This is a genomic window from Bacillus sp. XF8, from assembly GCF_017498755.1.
Classification (GTDB): domain Bacteria; phylum Bacillota; class Bacilli; order Bacillales; family Bacillaceae_G; genus Bacillus_A; species Bacillus_A bingmayongensis.
The window spans coordinates 99588-119586 of the sequence record NZ_JAGDQK010000032.1; the positions used below are offsets into that span (position 1 = coordinate 99588).

At 33.7% G+C, this 19999-nt stretch carries 20 protein-coding genes and 2 pseudogenes; 20 read left to right on the forward strand and 2 right to left on the reverse strand.

The features are described from left to right. Nucleotides 1-222 precede the first annotated feature (222 nt). From J4P91_RS19070 to J4P91_RS19090, 5 genes are all read left to right on the forward strand, one after another. Nucleotides 223-531, forward strand: a complete 309-nt coding sequence (locus J4P91_RS19070) for a luciferase domain-containing protein (protein ID WP_207995420.1) — start codon at nt 223-225, stop codon at nt 529-531. 243 nt (nt 532-774) lie between these two features. Then, a complete protein-coding gene (locus J4P91_RS19075; RefSeq protein ID WP_207995400.1) occupies nt 775-1278 on the forward strand; it encodes a GNAT family N-acetyltransferase in 504 nt (167 codons plus the stop codon). 232 nt (nt 1279-1510) lie between these two features. Next, complete coding sequence (locus tag J4P91_RS19080) at nt 1511-3151, forward strand: family 14 glycosylhydrolase (RefSeq protein WP_207995401.1); 1641 nt, start codon at nt 1511-1513, stop codon at nt 3149-3151. A gap of 137 nt (nt 3152-3288) precedes the next feature. Next, complete coding sequence (locus J4P91_RS19085; RefSeq protein ID WP_207995402.1) at nt 3289-4572, forward strand: phytoene desaturase family protein; 1284 nt, start codon at nt 3289-3291, stop codon at nt 4570-4572. 17 nt (nt 4573-4589) lie between these two features. Continuing rightward, on the forward strand, nt 4590-5459 hold the full coding sequence (locus tag J4P91_RS19090; RefSeq protein WP_207995403.1) for an RNA polymerase sigma-70 factor: 870 nt from the start codon (nt 4590-4592) through the stop codon (nt 5457-5459). 54 nt (nt 5460-5513) lie between these two features. Here J4P91_RS19090 and J4P91_RS19095 read toward each other — a convergent pair whose 3' ends face one another. Beyond that, the gene (locus J4P91_RS19095) at nt 5514-5672 is read right to left on the reverse strand and encodes a hypothetical protein (RefSeq protein ID WP_017149532.1); all 159 of its coding nucleotides are present in this window, start codon (nt 5670-5672) and stop codon (nt 5514-5516) included. 318 nt (nt 5673-5990) lie between these two features. Here J4P91_RS19095 and J4P91_RS19100 point away from each other — a divergent pair, with 318 nt between their 5' ends. From J4P91_RS19100 to J4P91_RS29755, 7 genes and pseudogenes are all read left to right on the forward strand, one after another. Further along, nucleotides 5991-6572, forward strand: coding sequence for an O-methyltransferase (locus J4P91_RS19100; protein ID WP_207995404.1), 582 nt, complete (start codon nt 5991-5993; stop codon nt 6570-6572). A gap of 39 nt (nt 6573-6611) precedes the next feature. Continuing rightward, the gene (locus J4P91_RS19105) at nt 6612-8033 is read left to right on the forward strand and encodes a class I adenylate-forming enzyme family protein (RefSeq protein ID WP_207995405.1); all 1422 of its coding nucleotides are present in this window, start codon (nt 6612-6614) and stop codon (nt 8031-8033) included. Nucleotides 8034-8260: 227 nt separating this feature from the next. Then, nucleotides 8261-9370, forward strand: coding sequence for a toxic anion resistance protein (locus J4P91_RS19110; protein ID WP_207995406.1), 1110 nt, complete (start codon nt 8261-8263; stop codon nt 9368-9370). Nucleotides 9371-9394: 24 nt separating this feature from the next. Beyond that, nucleotides 9395-10228 carry a DUF3974 domain-containing protein gene (locus tag J4P91_RS19115; RefSeq protein ID WP_207995407.1) on the forward strand — a complete coding sequence of 278 codons (834 nt, stop codon included), beginning with the start codon at nt 9395-9397 and terminating at the stop codon, nt 10226-10228. Nucleotides 10229-10580: 352 nt separating this feature from the next. Then, nucleotides 10581-12023 carry a WD40/YVTN/BNR-like repeat-containing protein gene (locus J4P91_RS19120; protein ID WP_207995408.1) on the forward strand — a complete coding sequence of 481 codons (1443 nt, stop codon included), beginning with the start codon at nt 10581-10583 and terminating at the stop codon, nt 12021-12023. A gap of 25 nt (nt 12024-12048) precedes the next feature. Beyond that, nucleotides 12049-12291: a hypothetical protein gene (locus J4P91_RS19125; RefSeq protein WP_207995409.1), complete on the forward strand. Its 243-nt coding sequence runs from the start codon at nt 12049-12051 to the stop codon at nt 12289-12291. A gap of 15 nt (nt 12292-12306) precedes the next feature. Further along, a pseudogene (locus J4P91_RS29755) lies at nt 12307-12714 on the forward strand (DUF6688 domain-containing protein); the annotation flags it as partial. Nucleotides 12715-12752: 38 nt separating this feature from the next. Here the strand turns inward: J4P91_RS29755 and J4P91_RS19130 are convergent. Then, nucleotides 12753-14312, reverse strand: coding sequence for a glycoside hydrolase family 10-like protein (locus tag J4P91_RS19130; RefSeq protein WP_207995410.1), 1560 nt, complete (start codon nt 14310-14312; stop codon nt 12753-12755). A gap of 252 nt (nt 14313-14564) precedes the next feature. Between J4P91_RS19130 and J4P91_RS19135 the strand changes: the two genes are divergently transcribed. The 8 genes and pseudogenes from J4P91_RS19135 to J4P91_RS19170 all read left to right on the forward strand — a co-directional run. Next, a complete protein-coding gene (locus J4P91_RS19135; RefSeq protein ID WP_207995411.1) occupies nt 14565-14870 on the forward strand; it encodes a PTS sugar transporter subunit IIB in 306 nt (101 codons plus the stop codon). A gap of 12 nt (nt 14871-14882) precedes the next feature. Next, nucleotides 14883-16172 (forward strand): PTS sugar transporter subunit IIC, encoded by a 1290-nt coding sequence (locus J4P91_RS19140; protein ID WP_207995412.1) that lies wholly within the window; start codon nt 14883-14885, stop codon nt 16170-16172. A gap of 66 nt (nt 16173-16238) precedes the next feature. After that, complete coding sequence (locus J4P91_RS19145) at nt 16239-16505, forward strand: hypothetical protein (protein ID WP_207995413.1); 267 nt, start codon at nt 16239-16241, stop codon at nt 16503-16505. Between the two features lie 210 nt (nt 16506-16715). After that, the gene (locus J4P91_RS19150) at nt 16716-17012 is read left to right on the forward strand and encodes a hypothetical protein (protein ID WP_207995414.1); all 297 of its coding nucleotides are present in this window, start codon (nt 16716-16718) and stop codon (nt 17010-17012) included. A gap of 38 nt (nt 17013-17050) precedes the next feature. Next, nucleotides 17051-17599: a glycerol-3-phosphate 1-O-acyltransferase PlsY gene (gene plsY / locus J4P91_RS19155; RefSeq protein ID WP_207995415.1), complete on the forward strand. Its 549-nt coding sequence runs from the start codon at nt 17051-17053 to the stop codon at nt 17597-17599. Nucleotides 17600-17612: 13 nt separating this feature from the next. Further along, complete coding sequence (locus tag J4P91_RS19160) at nt 17613-19190, forward strand: aminotransferase class V-fold PLP-dependent enzyme (RefSeq protein ID WP_207995416.1); 1578 nt, start codon at nt 17613-17615, stop codon at nt 19188-19190. A 240-nt stretch (nt 19191-19430) separates the two neighbouring features. After that, a complete protein-coding gene (locus tag J4P91_RS19165) occupies nt 19431-19661 on the forward strand; it encodes a hypothetical protein (protein WP_243763914.1) in 231 nt (76 codons plus the stop codon). A 185-nt stretch (nt 19662-19846) separates the two neighbouring features. Continuing rightward, nucleotides 19847-19999: pseudogene (locus J4P91_RS19170) on the forward strand (glutamine amidotransferase); the annotation flags it as partial.

A 19999-nucleotide genomic window follows, 5' to 3' on the forward strand; every position in this document is an offset into this window, starting at 1 on the left:
TGAAACTTCCATCAGTGGTGGGGGGCTTCATCCCCCACCTATCTTCCTCGTTTCTCTCTGAATCTTGAGGTGGGGTCTTACTGCCCGTTAATGCGGGATAAATCAATGTGTATAGGAAATATCAAACGATTTTCGTAAATACATTCATACTTTTGTGTAATGTAACTTTTAATGAAAAGAGGTATCTTAATGTTACATTTAAATAATGAAGGAGTGAATGTTATGTCATTTAGTGAAATGATTAGAAAAGAAGTTTTAAGCTGGGAAGGTGTAACTGAAAAACCTCATCGATTTGGTGGGGTCGAATTAAATTATAAAAATAAAGAATTAGGCCATCTTCATGGCGACAAATTAGCTGACCTTCCATTTCCAAAGTCAAAACGGGATGAATTAATAAATCAAGGATTAGCACGTCCGCATCATGTATTACCTGAATCAGGATGGATTAGTTATCACATAAAAAGCGAAGAGGATCTTCCGTTTGTCATTGAACTTTTTCGGATGCAATATGATAGATTCGTAAAAAATTAGAGAAAAGCTGAAGTTGGGACTTCATAAAAAAATAACTAGGCATAAATACCTAGTTATTTTTTTAATGACAGAGGAATTCAGATTGTTTTTTGATTCTAGAGTGAAAGAATAAATATGATACGTAAATAGTTGAGAGAAAAGGAAAAAACATTAGATTTATTACAATTCAAGTTTGAATTGTATGTAAGAATTCAGTTAATATATGAAAAAATAGTATATTTACTAGGGGGGGATGGGTTGTTTATGAAAGAAGATATTAAGATTAGAGATGCTAAAATTAGTGATTTATCTAGTGTTGTGGATATATATAATTCAACTATTTCAAGTAGAATGGTAACTGCTGATACAGAACTTGTTACTGTTACGAGTAAGGAACAATGGTTTAATGAACATTCACCTTCTTTTAGACCTTTATGGGTAATAGAATCTCAAGGAGAGATATGCGGCTGGGTTAGTTTCCAATCCTTTTACGGTCGACCTGCTTATAATGGGACGGCTGAAATAAGTATATACATTCATCAAATTTATAGAGGTAGGGGGATAGGTAAACATATACTACATAAAGTGTTAGATACTTGTCCGAAGCTCAAGATTAAAACATTGTTAGCATTTATATTTGCTCATAATAAAGCTAGTCTTCAATTATTTTCTTGTTTTGATTTTGAAAAGTGGGCGCATTTGCCTAATGTTGCAGAATTAGATGGGGTTGAAAGGGATTTAATTATTCTTGGTAAAAGGGTTTCTTGATATTTTAGTGAAATATTATAAAAGCAGTGTAACAAGTTCAGTAAAATGAGAAATGATATTTTTATATAAAAGTGAATAATCTGTAGTCTAATTTTAAAATAAACAAGTTAATTAATCTAGCTTGTTTATTTTAGTTTAAAAATATGCAATATTTCATGCAAACGATTGCGCTTTTTGTCTTATAATGAAAACGGATACACAAAAAAATTCTAAATTAAAGAGGAGAGAAGCGATGAAAAATCAGTTTCAATATTGTTGTATTGTTGTTTTGTCTATCGTGATGTTATTTGTATCATTATTAATTCCACAAACTAGTTTTGCAGCTGTAAATGGAAAAGGAATGAATCTGGATTACAAAGCATATTTAATGGCACCATTAAAAAAGATTCCGGAAGTAACAAATTGGGAGACATTTGAAAATGATTTAAGGTGGGCAAAACAAAATGGTTTTTATGCGATTACCGTTGATTTTTGGTGGGGAGATATGGAAAAGAACGGAGATCAACAATTTGATTTTTCATACGCACAGCGTTTTGCTCAATCGGTAAGAAATGCAGGTATGAAAATGATTCCTATTATTTCTACACATCAGTGTGGTGGAAATGTTGGAGATGATTGCAATGCACCAATTCCTTCATGGGTTTGGAATCAAAAGAATGATGATAGTCTTTACTTTAAATCTGAAACCGGAACCGTTAATAAAGAAACATTGAATCCACTTGCTTCAGATGTAATTCAAAAGGAATATGGTGAACTATATACAGCATTCGCAGAAGCTATGAAACCCTATAAGGATGTAATCGCAAAAATATATTTATCTGGGGGACCAGCTGGAGAGCTGAGATATCCTTCATACACATCTGCTGATGGAAGCGGTTATCCATCACGTGGAAAATTTCAAGCGTATACAGAATCTGCAAAATCAAAATTCCGTTCCTGGGTAATAAACAAATATGATTCCTTAAATGAAGTGAATAAAGCGTGGAGTACAAAACTTACTTCTTTTTCAGAAATTTTACCACCAAGTGATGGGGAACTGTTTCTTAAGAATGGATATAATTCTTCGTATGGAAAAGATTATTTAGATTGGTATCAAGGTGTTTTAGAAAGTCATACAAAATTAATAGGCGAATTGGCACACAATGCTTTTGATCCAAGTTTCCAAGTACCAATCGGCGCAAAGATTGCAGGAGTACATTGGCAATATAATAATCCAGTTATACCTCACGGAGCAGAAAGGCCAGCGGGATATAATGATTATAGCCATTTACTTGATGCTTTCAAAAGCGCAAAGTTAGATGTAACATTTACTTGTTTAGAAATGACAGACAAGGGTAGTTATCCAGAATATTCAATGCCTAGAACATTAGTACAAGAAATTGCGACATTGGCTAATCAAAAAGGGGTTGTATTAAATGGTGAAAATGCTTTAAGTATAGGAAATGAGACAGAGTATAACAAAGTTGCAGAAATGGCCTTTAATTATAATTTTGCTGGATTTACTTTACTTCGTTATCAAGATGTCATATATAACAATTCATTGATGGGGAAATTTAAAAACTTATTAGGTGTGACCCCAGTCATGCAAACGATTGTAGTAAAAAATGTTCCTACAACATTAGGAGATACTGTTTATATTACTGGGAATCGTGCGGAATTAGGACAATGGGACACGAAACAGTATCCAATTCAATTGTATTATGATTCTGATAATAATGACTGGAGGGGCAATGTTGTGTTGCCAGCTGAGAGAAATATAGAATTTAAAGCGTTTATTAAAAATAAAGATGGAACGCTCAAATCATGGCAAACAATACAACAAAGTTGGAACCCGGTCCCAATGAAGACTACCTCTCATGTAAGTTGGTGGTAATAATATTATGTAAATAAAAGACCCTTAAATATGAAATAAAGGGTCTTTTTCTGTTTATCAAAAAATAATTCTCTAACAATGTCACATTCCCCCTCTGTCAGCCGTCTTGTGTGTAGAACAATAAGGAGGGAATTTATATGGAGAATTTTAATGTTGCAATTATTGGCGGGGGACTTGCTGGATTAACAGCCTCGATTTATTTATCTAGGGAAGGAAAAAAAGTTGTAGTATTAGAAAAAGCAAATTGCTTTGGCGGAAGAGCAATAACTACGAATAAAAACGGCATTCTTATGAATCTTGGGGCACACGCTTTATATCGCGGGGGAGAAGCACTATCAATTTTTGAGGAACTGGTGATCCAGATTCCAGGAGGAATACCTTCAACTAGTGCGCATGGTATATGGAAAAATGATGTGTATGCAGTGCCGACAGATTTTCGGTCAATCTTATCTACGCCATTACTTTCATGGTCTGCTAAAATACAATTTTCTCATTTGATGTTAAGGCTAGGGAAATTAGATTTGAATACAATTCCTAAAATGAGTCTGAGTGTATGGGCAGAAAAAGAAATTAAAGATCCCATGGTAAGAAATATGTTTTATGCATTATGCCGAACAACAACCTACACATATGCTCCGACAATACAACTAGCATCTTCTGTACTAAAACAAATACAAAGATCAATGAAAGAAGGAGTCTTTTATGTAGATGGTGGGTGGGAGACAATTATAACAAAACTAAGAGACGAAGCTACAAATGCTGGAGTTCAATTTATGGCTAGTAAAAATGTAGTTGAAATCGAACACTGTGATGATTTTCAAAGAATTCGCTGTTCTGGTGATGAAATATTTGAAGTCTCTACGGTTGTCATTACTATACCACCAAAAGAGGCTTATAAAATTGTAAAGGGTGCTAAAGATACAGCGCTGCATATATGGAAAGAACAATCCGTGCCAGTAACAGTTGCTTCGTTAGATCTAGGTTTAAGAAGATTGTCCAATCCATCACATCAATTTGCTTTAGGATTAGATCAACCTGTATTTTTTACGAATCAATCGAGAGCCGCTAAGTTAAGTGATGATGGAGCGGTAGTCGTGGGATTGATAAAATATCATAATCCTACATTACAGGTTAATGATTCTAATGACGATAAAATTTTGTTAGAACATACAATGGATTTATTACATCCAGAGTGGCAACGGGAGTTAGTTGTAAAGCAATATTTACCTAAAATAACAGTTGTATATGATTTCCCTCATATTGGTCGTACTGAAAATCCAGGTCCTATTGTTCCTGAAATGCCTGGGATATATGTTGCAGGAGATTGGGCTGGACATAATGAATTATTAGCTGATGCTGCGGTTTCTAGCGGTAAACGAGCAGCACTACAAATTCTAGAACGAGGTAAAGTCACAAATTGAAAGAAGGTTATGTGAGTGTGGAAACTGAACAATTGTATCAAGCATATAAACCTTTATTATTTTCGTTAGCCTACCGTATGCTTGGGAGTGTTATGGATGCTGAAGATATTGTTCATGATACATTTCTTTCCTTAAGTCAAATAGAAGATCTAGATTCAGTTGATAATATAAAAGCGTATTTATGCAAGATGGTCACGAATCGTACAATCGATAAATTGCGTTCAGCAGCTCATAAACGAGATGTTTATGTTGGCACGTGGTTACCTGAACCACTTGTTGAAGAAAATGATGATCCTTCAATGACATATATAATGAAGGAGTCTATTTCTACAGCGTATCTTTTGCTTTTGCAACAACTTACTGAAGTTGAACGTGCCGTCTTCATATTAAGAGAGGTTTTTTGCTACGGGTATGATGAAATTGCTTCAATTGTTGATAAAAGCAGTACAAATTGTCGGCAAATTTATCATCGGGCAAGGAAGAGTTTAATAGATAAACCAAAAGCTTCAAAATTTAGTACAAAGCAGATGGCTGCATATGTTGAACAGTTTGTTGCATCTTTGCAGCAAGGAGATGTGCAAGCAATGCTAGAAATCTTAAAAACAGATGCGATATTTAAATCGGACGGCGGAGGGAAGGTTACAACGGCCCTTAAACCAATTTACACTTCGGAACGAATTGCACGCTTATTCTTAGGAATTACTAAAAAGTTATCAGAAGAACATTCCATCACATTTAAAATGGTAAATGGTGTTCCGGGTATTATTGTTAGTAAAAATAATCGCGCTGTGTATGTAATTTCATTTGAATTTAAAGAGGGAAAAATATCATCTATTTACATGATGGCGAATCCAGATAAGCTTATGCATTTAAATCAGAATGCATAGAATGAAAAGGACGCATTTCCACAGAAATGCGTCCTTAATTTGGGATTATATGATTTATTTCTCTAACATTTCAAGAGGAACATCCTTTTCACCTAATACCTCGAACTTGATTTCTCCGTCCTCTTCGTAAATACGCTTAATAATCGGTATAGTTATCATTCGCTTTTTATGCTGCTTACGTTTTCTAGCAGCTTCTAAATTAATCACGTTCATGTTTAAAGCATCCTTTCTTACTTACAGTTATAAACAAAAGAAAATGCGTCCCAAAAGGGCGCTTTTTTAATGTGAAATACCGATTAAAAATGATTTTATAATTGCATTTTGATTGTAAAATAATGTGAATGGAATGATTACACGTAGAAATTAACTTTATCAAAAAACAAAACAATATGCTACAAAAAAATTCAATTCTTTGTCTTATAACAGGAAAAACTTATTCGTTTAGCATATAATGAAAAGTAGACAAACATAATCAAGTTTCTCATCAATTTTGATCATGTAGTAAATTTGCTTGGAAAGGCGATGAATAAAATGCATCATATAGAATCATTGTTGTTAGAACTTGAAAAATATGGAAAAGACTATGATCGTACAAAAGAAAAACGAGAAGAAAGATTAAGAAATATTTCTCGAGAAATGGGACAATTTTTATCCATTTTGTTGAAAGGATGTAGTGCTCAAAGAATATTAGAAATCGGGACATCGAATGGATACTCCACAATATGGCTTGCGAATGCTGCGCAAGAAACAAAAGGAATCGTTACAACTGTGGAACTTTCTTCGGAACGTGTTGCAGAGGCGCTTGTGAATTTCGAAAAAGCAAGTCTTAGACATCGCATTGATATTCATAACCAGGAAGCTGGTGCATTTTTAGATGCACAAGTTAATCGTTCGTTTGACTTTATTTTCTTAGACTCAGAGCGTACACAATACATGTGGTGGTGGGAAAATATAAAACGAATATTAGAGCCTAAAGGATTTCTAGTAATTGACAATGCAATTTCACATACAGAAGAGTTAGCAGAATTTATTCAGATGATTGAAGAAGAAGAGATGTTTGAAACTGTGTTACTAGCTTTTCAAAAAGGAGCGTTTGTAGCACGAAAAAAATGAAGAGATACAGTCACACTCAACAAGGAGATTTAATAAAAAATGCGTATACATTCTTATTTCTATGAACAGGCGCAAAAATATCCTGACCGCGTCGCGCTTTCGGAACAACATAATAGATGGACTTACAAAGCATTGGCGAAATGTGTTTCAAATCGTGCATCAGCTCTTATACAAGACGGAGCGCTACCAGGGCATATTTTTATTATTAAGTTAGAAAATTGTATGGAATGGATTCAAGATGCGCTTGCGGTTTCGAAAATTGGTGGAATAATAATGCCGGTTCATCCAGACGTTACAGAAATTGAATGGCAAGGAATTATAAGTAATACGGAGCCTAATTGGATTATCACATCCAAAGAGACTTTATGTCAAACAATTGAGCATAATACCATCTCATTTCCTTTTAAACATGTGAGTAGTAAGGATGAGTTATACTTCTTTGGTTATACTTCAGGTTCAACCGGTACACCTAAAGGTTTTGTTAAAAGTCATCGATCATGGACTTGTAGTTTTGAAGGATGGAGTAAGGCATTTTCACTAACTGAAAACGATCGTGTAGTAGTTCCGTTACATTTATCTTATTCAGCCCAGCTATATTCAGCACTGCATGCATTAGCTATAGGAGCTGAGATTGTTTTATTATCTAAATTCACACCAGAGACCTTTTTAAAAGCAAACGGATCATGTGCTTCTATCACACCAGCTTTAATTGAGCCTTTAATTCGCCATGCAAAGCAAAAACGAAGTGTGCAGGAAATGATGCCTGGGTGTATGATTTCAGTTGGGACAAAATTATCGCCTATACAAAGACAAAAATTTGAGGAATGTTTTTCTAAATCATTTTTGTATGAATATTATGGATCATCGGAAATGGGATATGTTTCACTATTAACATCAGAAGATGCAAGAACTGCACCTGAAACAGTCGGAGTACCATTCTCAGATGTTGAGATTGCTTTCTTTAATGAGAAAAAAGAACGAGTAGTAACTAATAATGAAAACTTTGGGAAATTATTTGTTCGATCCGGTCAGGCTTTTGAAGGATATATTGAAAATGAAGAGCAAACAAAAGCTACTTTCATAGAAGATTGGGTAACATCACATGATATTGGTTTCCAAAGAGAAGATGGAAAAATTGTTTTAGTAGGTAGAGACCGAGACGTTATAAAAGCTGCTGGGAGCTTTGTGTACGCTGGCGAAATAGAGGATGTATTACTTGGAATCACCGGGGTTATAGAAGCAGTAGTGTTTTCGGAAAAGGATGAGAATCGTGGAGAAATTATACAGGCTGTTATCGTTAAGGAGTTTTCTCGAGAATTAGTAGATATTCAGAAAGAGTGTCGCCAAAAATTAATATCATATAAGCAACCAAGAAATTGGACTGTACTATCATATTTACCAAAGAAGCCGAACGGGAAGGTAGACAAAATGAAATTGAGGGCCGAATTATTAAGCGATTAACTATGTAACATGTGAAGAATCCGCCTTCAGCACGTAGCCTTCTAGGTCTTAAGTCTGAGGAAAATAATGCACGAAACAGGTATACTTATGGTAAGAAACAGGGAATGACTGCATAAGCGGGGATTCGTAGTTTGGTTATTTTGAATTTGATATTTTAACTGGAAAATACATGGAGTATCAAATATAGTGCAAGTAAATTCGCACATATAAATAAAGGAGCGATTTTGTTGACTGAATTAGAGAAAAAAGAACCTGTATCAGTAGTAAAAGATAATGTAGAAGTGGTTGTTGATACAGTTATTAAAGATGAAGAACTTGTTGAACTGAATAAAGAAGCTGATTTATATGTACAAAAGTTAAATAGTGAACAAAATACAGATCTTTCAAAAGTATTATCCCAGCTTGGGGATTTAGGAGATAAAGAGCAGCAAGCCGCAGGACAAACACTATCAGCACTTAAACGCCCTGTAACAGCGATGATGAATGGAAAGAATGAAGAAATTCCAAATACACTGTTAGAGTTACGTAAAGTTGTATCAGAGCTCGATCCTAATTCACTAAAAGCATCGGGTATGAAGAAATTTATGTTTAAAGTTTTTAAGAAAAATCCACTTGAGACATATGTTCATAAATATCAATCCATAGATAAACAAATTGAAGAAATAATACGAGCATTACTTATTGGGCGTGACAACCTTCAAGAAGATACAGTTGGTTTAGAAATGTTAAAAGAGCAATCACATGATAAAATTCATGCCCTAGATAAACAGGTGTATCTAGGACGAAAGCTTGCTGGCATGCTTGAAGCGGAAAAACAAAATCCAGATCGTCAAAAGGATATTCCATTAATTAATGATGCATTAGAAAAAATTCTTGTACGTACACGAAATATGCAGCAAGCAAAAAGTGTATTATTGCAATCTATCGCATCTGTAGACATCATTAAGAAAAATAATGAAAAGTTAACAGAAGCAATTCGTAACGCAATTACAATGACGCAAAACGTTATTACTGTTTCGGCAGCGATTCAGCTAGCATTAACAAATCAACGTAAGACGATTGATGCAGTTAATGCGACTAATGAAGCAATTGAATCGATGGTATTAAGTAACTCACAGGCTTTAAAACAAAACACAGAAGAAACGACGCAGCTGCTTGAAAATCCAGCAATCAGCATGGATAAATTGCGCGAATCATTCCAAAATGTATTTGCGGCTATTGAAGCGTCTGAGAAATCATCAGAGCGCATTATTGAATCTAGTAAGAAGTTTGTTATTGAACTTGACACATTTAATGATGAAATGAAGCAGAAGCTCATTCAGCGTCCAAAGAAATAAAGAAGCGTTAGAGGAGGTGAAAAAATGGGTTTCTTCGAATTTGTTTTAATGATTGGTGGGATTTTACTTTTACTAGGATTTACAGTTGTCGTTTTACTTGTTTATTTTGGTCGAAAATTTTACTTGTCATGGGCGAAGCCGTATAAACGAGCACATGAATCGATTGAAAAGTTATCAAATAAATCAACGCCATTTTTACAAGAGTTTACGCAACATCCACTTTTTTATCGTTGGATTCGTACTGAGGGGAAAAAGGAACAAAAAGCATTTAATACCCTTTTCTGTACAGCAAATCAACGTACAAGAGAACAAGTCTTCTCTATGTTACCGAAGGATAAACAGAAGAAAGTACACGCTATGGCAAAAACAACGAAAAAAGTGACAAATGAAGATATCGATGTAGCAGCGATGAAAGTAAAAGATTTCTTAAGACAGGAATCACAACAATCATCTAAGCCAACGGATTTATCGTTTTATAAATTGTATTTTTATGACCGTTATCCAGATGCATTAAATACAATTCAAGTGTATAAACGCTCAGTTAATCCGTCACTACAAAAAACAGTGGATGAAATTACAATTTCCGTATTAAACGCACTACCATATTACCAAGAACATCGCATGTTTGAACAACAACACAAACTTGAAACGTTCTTAATGAAAGACTTAATCGATATGTTGTCACTAGTGGCACAGTTGCCACCATCACAACGTCCTGAAAAAGAAGAAGAATTACAGGTTTACTTACAAAACTTCCAAAAAGAAATGGAAGCAGTAGAGCGTGATATTCGGGACTCCATTGATCATGATTTGAATGTGAAAATGAGAGCGGCGAAGGAGAAGTTTAAGAATAAGTAAAAGAAATCCTCTTGAGTAATGTACTCAAGAGGATTTTGTAGTTTAAACATAGATTTAATTTGAATTGTATCCAAACTTACGTGTACCTAATTTTTTTATATGAGTTTTCAATTTGAAGTACTTCATTAGGTGTTAATGTTTTTGGTAGTGTTTGAAGAAGTGAAAAAGAAAAATTATATTTGTAATCAGGATTAGTATTAATTAACGATATTAATTGAACATTATTTTCATGATGAAATTGAAAGTTTAAAGGGAGATGTTCTATATTTTCTATTTCAAAAATGGTAAAATATAGAATGTTATATTGGTATTCTATTTACAAGTATAAATTATACAAAACGAGGTACTTAAAATGAAAAATCATTTTGAGAAAAACAGTGATAAAGAGAAAGATAGTCTTGAGAAAACAATAATTGTTATTATATTAGTTGTTGTAGAATTAACAATTCTTTGTACAATGATTTATTATACACGTGGAGATTATGACGATAAAAGTACTAAGCATGTAACATATGAAGAACAGAGTACGCAAGAAAATTCTAGTGGAATACAAGATAATAACAATGAAATTGATGAAAAAAAGATAGAAGAAAATAAAGATGAAAATGAAACGAATAATAGTGTGAATGATAATGAAAATATAGATGATAATACGATAAAAGTACAGACGACTGGATCAAACCTAGCTTTTATTGGGAGGGATCTTTTCGATAAGTATGTATCGAAAATGTCTAGCGAAGAAAATGGAAATGAAAAGTGGAAAGGTTCAGCTCAAGTAGTGGATCAAATGTTAGTAAGAGAAGAAGAAAACTATTATTCTGTAGCAATTAAATTTAATGTTGAATCTTTACAAGAAAAGAATAAGTATCATGCGGAGTGGGATGCAACTGACAATGAAGGGAAAATTGTAGATAATCAATGGATTATAAATTTCAATAAAGTAAATCCGTATACTTACACATTTTTGAGTAAAGAGAAGGCACCCCAAAATTTAAAATGGGAGAACGGTCTAGATGATAGTCAAATAGAAAATATAAAGGTAAAGAAACATGATAAAAATTATGTGATTGAGAATTCGAATCTAAAGGTGACGTATGACGGAAAGAAAACGTTTAGAAAAGTTCCTGTTGGTATTGATCAATTTATGCGTGAAGATGGACGAGTAAATGAAGATGAATTGCAAGAAGGGAGCTATTATATTACAAAGACAAAGACTGCTTTTGTGCATGGTGGTCATCATAGTCCGGTAAAAGTTACTATGTCTGATGATGAAGGAAAGACATGGGAGACTGTAACAGTTGGGAATGATATTGATAACCGAAGACTTAGTTTTATTGGGTTCACCTCAAAAGAGAATGGTTATATTGTTATAACTGGTGATAGGACGATGAGCTTTGAAACGAATATTGTATATCAAACAACTAATGGTGGGAAATCATGGACGAAAATGGGAAGCACATATGATCTTACACAATTTCTTGCGACGGGAGTAAGTTTTGCTACTGATCAAATTGGATTTATTACATTTAAGGATTCAGGTGGAGATCCTGATGTTTATCGTACAGAAGATGGCGGGAAAACATGGGCTAAGTTAGATATTAAATTGCCAAATAAATACCATAGTGTTTTTACATCTGTAATGCCTCCTACTTTTGCTGGAGCAAAAGGTACGTTACTAGTATCACAAGAAGAAGGGGAAATGGATCGGAAAGGAAAGATGGCAAGATTTGTATCAGAAGATTTTGGAGCTACATGGACATTTGAAAAAGTAGTAAATATTTCTTATGAAAAATAGATCAAGATAAGGAGAGCATCGTATTGTGTTAATGATTATTTTTATGTTTCTCGCATTATTATTATTTATTATCCCAATTGAAAGGATTTGGAAAAGTTTTTCACAAGAAGGAGAGATTACCGCAAGTGTATTACAAGTTAAGAAATTGGAATTTATATCTATTTGTATAAGCTATTTTATATTATGGCTAGGCATAATGGGAAATCTAAGTGACGTACAAGCAGGACAGCCCTTACACAAATATGAATATAATAACCTTATGCAATAAAAATATGCTTCTTTAGCTCCAGATCATATTTTTATTGTTGTTTTGTTGTTCATTTTAGGTGGTTTTTCATATTGGAAATTAAGTTCAGATATAGAAAAGCTTTCGCCTGTTATGTATATTGTTTATAGTTCGTTATTAATCTTAAATGTAATATTTACAGTGGTTTATATAATACATACGGGTATTGCTGTTTTTGCAGAACTTCTAAGGTTCAGATATATTTCAGTTTTGTTTATTCAAGCGAGTGCTCTCTCAATCAGTTTATTATTTGTATCTAAATTAAAATATTCCTTGAGCTATTTTATTCAGTGTCAGAAGAACAGAGATTATAAACAGGAAAACAAGTTTATGAAGTTTTTATATCGTATTTCTTTTGGATATCAAAAGATGTCGAGAATGTGGATCGTTTATTTAGATGCATAAAGTAAAATCCCTCACATTTAGAGTGAGGGATTTTATTATTACTTCGCTTTTATAATAGTTTTGCCAGAAGGAATACTTTCATTATGCAAGCGATCTATAGCAGTCACCACATACGTATACGTCTCACCAGATACTGCCGTCTTATCTACATAAATTTCCCCAGGTTTTGTTTTTCGCACAGTAGTAAGTAAGTTTTCTGCTTTTTGAATATCAATTTCATTTTTTCCGTTCACTCGATAGATAGCATAATACGTAGAGTCATTATTTCTATCATCGATAATTCCTAAGGCAACACCATCATTTCTTGCAATGGCACCTTTTAATGTAGGGTGTTTAGGTGGATCGTGATCTAACCAAGGCATTGACGGAATTAATGCAGGGTGTTTGTAAATATCATTTTTTAATCGATCTTTTATCCCTAATGGATTGTTATTTATATCTTTTAGACTAAAGTGCATACTGCCTTTTATTTGTGAATATTGATGGTTTAATGCAATTTGTCTTGGGTATTCTTCAGGGTCTGACCATGCGGGAACAGAGTTATTATTAATTTTATATGCAGCTTGTCCAATATATAGGTGTATTGGTTTGTTTTCTGTTTCTTTTACCCACCAATCTAGTAAAACGTCATATGCTGCAGGTGTAAAACCGATATTCCAATAAATTTGAGGAGTAATATAGTCAATATATCCTTTTTGGATCCATTCTCGTGTATTAGCATATAGGTCATCATAATTTCTTTGTCCAGCAGTTGTATTTGAACCGGTTGGATCATCAGCTATATTCCGCCATACACCAAATGGACTAATTCCAAATTTGACATAAGATTTTTCTTGTTTAATAGCAGTATTTAATCCGCTTACAAGTTGGTTCACATTGTCACGACGCCAGTCTTCAATGTTAGAGAATCGCCCATTATTATATGTTTCATATGTGCTTTGATCAGGAAATTCTTCTCCAGCAACTTTGTAGGGATAAAAATAATCATCCATATGAACAGCATCGATATCGTAATTTTGTACAACCTCTAGTACACCATCAGTTATAAAATTTTTCACTTCTGGAATACCAGGATTATAGTATAGTTTTCCGCCGTAGGATACCACCCAATCGGGATGTTGCTTAGCGGGATGATTTTCTGCTAATCGATTTAAATCAGTGTGGTTCATGGTTATTCGATAAGGATTAAACCATGCATGAAATTCAAGATTTCTTTTATGTGCTTCTTCAACCATGAATGCGAGTGGATCATAGCCAGGATCTTTGCCTTGGGTGCCTGTAAGATATTCGGACCAAGGACCATATTGGGAAGGATAAAAAGCATCGGCGGTTGGTTTAATTTGAACAACAACTGCGTTCATACCTATGTTTTTCACATCATCTAGTAGTTTAATAAATTCTTGTTTCTGCTTGTCAATAGGTAAGCCGGTTTTAGAGGGCCAATCAATGTTGAGCACAGATGCAATCCATGCGGCACGTAATTCTTGTTTTTGATAAGTAGTGGGTACTTCAGCAAGTGTAGTCTTTAGGGGCATGAACAGGAAAGGAATAAACAAGATGACGCTACAACAACTCATCAATAATCTTCTAAAAATCATCGTACGCCTCCTTACATATTCTATTATAGAGACTACTATATCACGTGAATGTAAGATTCACAATTGAGAAAGTTAGATATTGAAACTTCTATTTCATATAAAAAATATTTTTGCTGAAATTTCATTTTGCCAGAACTAATTTGTCTCTATTCCTCATATGATTTTTAATAACGTGAAACTTCCTTTTAGTGATGGTTTGACAGTCCTTGAAAAAGGATGAAAATTACTTAAAGTATATAGGAGGATTATGAAATGAAGGTTCTGTTTGTATGTTCTGGAGGAATGTCTAGTTCAATTGTTGTAAACGCTTTAAAAAAAGAAGCCGAGAAGAAAGGAATCAGTATGGACGTACACGCAATTGGTACGAGTGAAGTGGAAGAAGAGGTGAAAAATGGTTGGGATGTTGTAATGGTTGCTCCGCAAGTAAGGCATAGATTTGATGCAGTGAAAAAAATAGCAGATGAGCAGTCTATTCCATGTGGTATAATCCCGCCGCAGGCTTATACACCACTCGGTGGACCGACGCTATTAAAAGCTGTGAATGAATTAATTCGCTAAGGAGGGAGATGTATGAATAAGTTTGTCTCGTTTCTTGAGAATAACTTATCTGGCCCAATGGCAAGGCTTTCCGAGCAAAGGCATTTACAAGCAATTCGTGATGGTGTTATTTCAGCATTACCTTTTATTATCGTCGGGAGTTTCTTTTTAATAGTAGCGTTTCCACCGCTCCCAAAGGATAGCTTTATTTCATTATGGGCAGCAAAGCATCAAGCGAGCATTTTAATTCCATATCGGTTAACGATGTTTATTATGTCCCTCTATATCGCTTTTGGTATTGGATATAATTTAGCGAAAAGTTATAAATTAGATGCCTTATCAGGAGCACAACTTGCAGTCTGTTCCTTACTTCTTACATTGACACCTGAACTAATTGATAAGAAAGGATTTATGCTTCCAATGACAAACCTTGGAGGGCATGGACTATTTGTTACCATGATTGTTTCTATTTTGTCAGTTGAAATTTTAAGGTTCTGCAAGTCAAAAAATGTAATGATTAAGATGCCAGAACAAGTACCACCGTCTGTGTCTCGTTCTTTTGAAGCACTTATACCTGCTGCTTTCGTTATTATTATTATGAGTATTATTACTGTTGTTTTTAGTATTGATTTACATCATGTCGTTGATAAGTTAGCTGCACCACTCGTAAAAGCTGGCGATAGTTATTTTGGAGTTATTTTACCGGTGTTTCTAATTACCTTTTTCTGGTCTTTTGGGATTCACGGTGTTTCCGTTGTTGGGACAGTTGCGCGTCCATTATGGGAAGTTTATATCGGGAAAAATGCCGAGGCAGTAGCTGGTGGAGCAAGCAACATTCCTTTCATTGCACCAGAACCATTATACCAATGGTTTATATGGATTGGTGGCTCCGGTGCGACGTTAGGGCTTGTATTAGCCATGATTGTCTTCGGTAAATCAAAATATTCCAAAGCGCTGTCAAGAACGTGTATTGTACCTGGTATTTTTAATATTAATGAGCCGGTTATATTTGGACTTCCAATCGTATTAAATCCAATCTTAATTATTCCTTTTATTATTACACCACTTGTGACCGCAACGATTGCTTATACCGCAACTGCGATGGGGCTTGTGACGGCGACTTATATTATGCCGCCGTGGACATTACCAGCCCCAATTGGTGCATATCTAGCGACAGGTGGAGATTGGAGAGCTGTTGTATTAGTTTTCATTAATATAGCAATCTCATTCCTTATTTATCTGCCATTCTTTAAAATGTACGATAAAAATATGATTGAAGTGGAAAAAAGCGGTGATGGTGATCAGGATACAGTAAATGTGTAACTAAAAAAGTGGGGTCATTTCGATGATCTCACTTTTTTCATAACAAAAAATTAGAAGGTGAAATCTATGAGTATAAAGTTTAGCTATAAAGGTGTGTTTTTATTTCTAATTGGGGTGATTTGTTCAAACCTTTTGTTTACCCCTTTTTTAAGAATGCTAGACGTATCACAAATGCATAGTATATGGATTGTGACGAGTATTTCTGCAAGTATTATGCTGACAATCGTTTTATCTTTTATAGATGGAACATATTCGTCAAAAATTCAATTGTTTTTTAGATTTGTATTATTTCTAGTAGCTTGTACATTGTTTACTTATATAATTATTTTCTAGTAAAACCTAGATAGAGGTGCTGTTATGTATATTGTTGGTTTAATGTCTGTCTGGTACATCTTTAGATGGCATAGATGCTGCGGGGAGCATATTAATAAAATAAATTTTATCAAAAGTGAAATCTCATCATCTCTATTTTAAATGAATTCACTATAGTAGTCTCGTTTAAAAAGTTAATATTTGGTATTATTTACAAAAAGGAGGTGTTGTATGGGTTTAGGGATTAAAATGGGGATTTTCCTATTTAGAATTCTATTTCCGAGTTTCTTATTTCTAGTATTTATAAATATTATATCTATTATAGAAATCGATAAGATTCCATGGTATAAACTACAAGTTATAGTACTCGTAAGCGTATTTGTAGCCTTTTTAACAGGATATATTCTGCAATATTATAAATCCTTACGTGTAATGGGATGGAAACTGATAGGGATTACAACGGTAGTGAGTTTTATATTTTATTTTATCGCTTATTTATATGCATCGTACGCTTGGAGGCTTTATTGAAAATAGTAAAATATTTTACTTAGAAAGTGAATGATTATATGATCAGCATGAACCAGTTTCTGTATATAATAGGCGCTTATATGGTTGGGAACATATTAACAGCATATATGATTACAAAATGGAAATACGGGATGGATATTCGAGAAGCTGGTAGTGGAAACCCTGGTGCGCGGAATATGGGGCGTTTATACGGAAAAGGATATTTTATTGCTACATTTTTAGGAGACGCGTTTAAAGGTGCAGTTGTTGTGTATATGGCAAGACTGTTATTTGAAGATTCTATTTTTCTATTAGTTTCGTTACTAGCAGTAATTATAGGGCATATATATCCAATTTTCTTTAAATGCGAAGGTGGAAAAGGTATTTCGACATTTATTGGTGGCTTACTTGTATTTGATTATTTGTTAGTGTGTACTCTTGTTTGTATATTCATTTTATTTTATATGATTTTTAAGAACTTTACAAAGGCTGGTTTATTCACAATTGCTTGTTTACCACTTTGTATGATTGTATATTCTTACTCTATTGTAGCGATTGCATTAAGTATTTTCATTATTATATTGATTTTGTACGCACATAGAAAATAAAGGAGATTAAAACATGGGGTTAATTTATAAAATCGCCGATCAAACTTGGGAATTTGAAAGTATACATAAACTAAACTATAAAACATTTGTAGAAGAAATTCCGCAGCATGATCAAGCAGAAGAACGCATTCGTATTGATTCGTTTCATGAAGAGAATACGTATTTAATTTGTTTAGATGGTAAAAAACTAGCTGGAATGGTTGCGATACGAGAAAAACGACCATTTTCTTTAGATAATAAAATTCCTAATCTAGATGACTATTTACCAGAGGTTGGCAATAAGATATATGAAATTCGATTATTAGCTATAGAGAAAGAATATCGAAATGGAAGGGCTTTATTAGGGTTAATTCGATTTTTACATCGCTATTTGCTTCTAAACGGATATGATTTAGCAGTTATTTCAGCAACAACACGCGAACTTGCGTTATATAAGCAAATGGGGTTTCTTCCGTTTTATGAATTAGTCGGAACAGAACAAGCAGCATTCCAGCCAATGTATGTTACACCGACTATGTTTGAGCAATCTAGTATTGCAAGTCTTGTGACGAAAGAATATACATTTTTACCTGGACCTGTAGAAATCGCAGAGAATGTACAGAAGGCATTTTTTACAAATCCAATTTCACATCGTTCCAATCAATTTAAGGTCACGATGGAAAATGTCAAAAAACGATTAATGCAAATGACAAAAGCAAAGAACGTGCAAATTATGCTTGGAACAGGGACATTAGCAAATGATACGATCGCCATGCAACTGAGTCTGTTAAAGGGGAGAGGATTGGTTTTAACAAATGGGGAGTTTGGAAATCGCTTAGTCCAGCAGGCAATTCGAGCGAATTTATCATTTGATACATATGAAAGAGAAATAGGAAAGGCATTTTTGTATAATGAAGTAGAAGAATTAGTGAAACATCAAGCGTATGAATGGCTATGGTTTGTTCATCATGAAACATCGACTGGTATGTTAAATGATTTAGAGGAATTAATTGGAGTTAGTAAACAATATGGTATCAAATTATGCGTTGATTGCATTAGTTCAATCGGTGCAATATCTTTATCCTTAGAAGATGTGTACTTTGCGAGTGGTGTCAGCGGAAAAGCAATTGGAGCATATACAGGCTTATCTTTTGTATTTTACAATCATATTGTGATGCCCAATAAAATTTTACCTGCGTATATGGATGTTGGAATATATGAAGAAAACGGGAGTGTACCATATTCTCAATCATGGAATTTAATTCATGCATTGCAAGAAGCATTAAAGAAATTTGAAGATGAGCAGGAATATAAGAGAATATATCAAACGTACACATTCATTGAACAAGCTATTACTGATATGGGATTGCGACTTGTTTCACCTAAGGAATATGCTTCATCAATTATTCTTACAATCGCAATAGATAAAGAATCCTCTTCTAAAGAAATAGGAGACGCGTTAGCATTGCAAGGATTCATCGTCCATTACGAGTCATCCTATTTACAACAAAATAACTGGATGCAAATCGCTTGCTTAAATCATTATAAAGAACGTGAAATGAAAAGAATGTTGAATTATTTACAGGAGTATGTGGAACAAGTACATGCATAGTGAAAAGACGGTATAATCCGTAAAACTAAATAAATGTTTTTAATCATAGTAGATATAAAAACAATATTTTCATACAATGTTACACATTATATGAATAAGAGATACATCACTATTTGATAGTGGTGTGTTTTTATTTTGGAAGATCTCTATATGACCTCATATACTGCCACAACAAAAAAATAGATTTACTACAACAATCATTTTTTGTATAATAAAATTAGAATATTTTGGAAAAGTCTTGTGACGTACAAACAAAAATTACATGCTAACAAGCCTATTCAAAAGAGTACCATTGAAGTTAATCCTATCGATTATCGACGTATTAGTATGGAACGTAATATAAAGAATGCAAAAACAAGATACATGAAGTTGTCTAAAAAAGAACTCGTACAACTATTAATTCAAGCAGGACAATATAGTGCTAAAAATAACAAAATATGGATGTATCGACATTTTGAATTATTTAAATAAAAAAATATTTATCAAAATATACAAATAATATATTCTTTAGTGTAAGGAAAAATAGAAATGTTTTACAATATAGGGATTGCGTTAGGAAATGCGGATTTACAACGTTATGATCTTTTTCCTGACGCTAGTTGTCAGGGAAGTTTTATTATACTAGGCTATATCAATTGTGATTGGAGTGTTATTAGATGCAAACAAAAAAAGTTTATCTTTATGTATTTAATACAATGTCAGACTGGGAATATGGATATTTAATTGCTGAACTAAACTCAGGAAGATATTTCAAAAAAGATTTAGCACCTTTAAAAGTAGTTACAGTAGGAGCTAATAAAGAAATTATT

Excerpts from the sequence above, each read along its gene's own strand:
- J4P91_RS19070 (WP_207995420.1), top strand. The coding sequence starts at position 223 with ATGTCATTTAGTGAAATGATTAGAAAAGAAGTTTTAAGCTGGGAAGGT.
- J4P91_RS19075 (WP_207995400.1), top strand. The coding sequence starts at position 775 with ATGAAAGAAGATATTAAGATTAGAGATGCTAAAATTAGTGATTTATCT.
- J4P91_RS19080 (WP_207995401.1), top strand. The coding sequence starts at position 1,511 with ATGAAAAATCAGTTTCAATATTGTTGTATTGTTGTTTTGTCTATCGTG.
- J4P91_RS19085 (WP_207995402.1), top strand. The coding sequence starts at position 3,289 with ATGGAGAATTTTAATGTTGCAATTATTGGCGGGGGACTTGCTGGATTA.
- J4P91_RS19095 (WP_017149532.1), bottom strand. The coding sequence starts at position 5,672 with ATGAACGTGATTAATTTAGAAGCTGCTAGAAAACGTAAGCAGCATAAA.
- J4P91_RS19100 (WP_207995404.1), top strand. The coding sequence starts at position 5,991 with ATGCATCATATAGAATCATTGTTGTTAGAACTTGAAAAATATGGAAAA.
- J4P91_RS19105 (WP_207995405.1), top strand. The coding sequence starts at position 6,612 with ATGCGTATACATTCTTATTTCTATGAACAGGCGCAAAAATATCCTGAC.
- J4P91_RS19115 (WP_207995407.1), top strand. The coding sequence starts at position 9,395 with ATGGGTTTCTTCGAATTTGTTTTAATGATTGGTGGGATTTTACTTTTA.
- J4P91_RS19120 (WP_207995408.1), top strand. The coding sequence starts at position 10,581 with ATGAAAAATCATTTTGAGAAAAACAGTGATAAAGAGAAAGATAGTCTT.
- J4P91_RS19130 (WP_207995410.1), bottom strand. The coding sequence starts at position 14,312 with ATGATTTTTAGAAGATTATTGATGAGTTGTTGTAGCGTCATCTTGTTT.
- J4P91_RS19135 (WP_207995411.1), top strand. The coding sequence starts at position 14,565 with ATGAAGGTTCTGTTTGTATGTTCTGGAGGAATGTCTAGTTCAATTGTT.
- J4P91_RS19140 (WP_207995412.1), top strand. The coding sequence starts at position 14,883 with ATGAATAAGTTTGTCTCGTTTCTTGAGAATAACTTATCTGGCCCAATG.
- J4P91_RS19145 (WP_207995413.1), top strand. The coding sequence starts at position 16,239 with ATGAGTATAAAGTTTAGCTATAAAGGTGTGTTTTTATTTCTAATTGGG.
- J4P91_RS19150 (WP_207995414.1), top strand. The coding sequence starts at position 16,716 with ATGGGTTTAGGGATTAAAATGGGGATTTTCCTATTTAGAATTCTATTT.
- plsY (WP_207995415.1), top strand. The coding sequence starts at position 17,051 with ATGATCAGCATGAACCAGTTTCTGTATATAATAGGCGCTTATATGGTT.
- J4P91_RS19160 (WP_207995416.1), top strand. The coding sequence starts at position 17,613 with ATGGGGTTAATTTATAAAATCGCCGATCAAACTTGGGAATTTGAAAGT.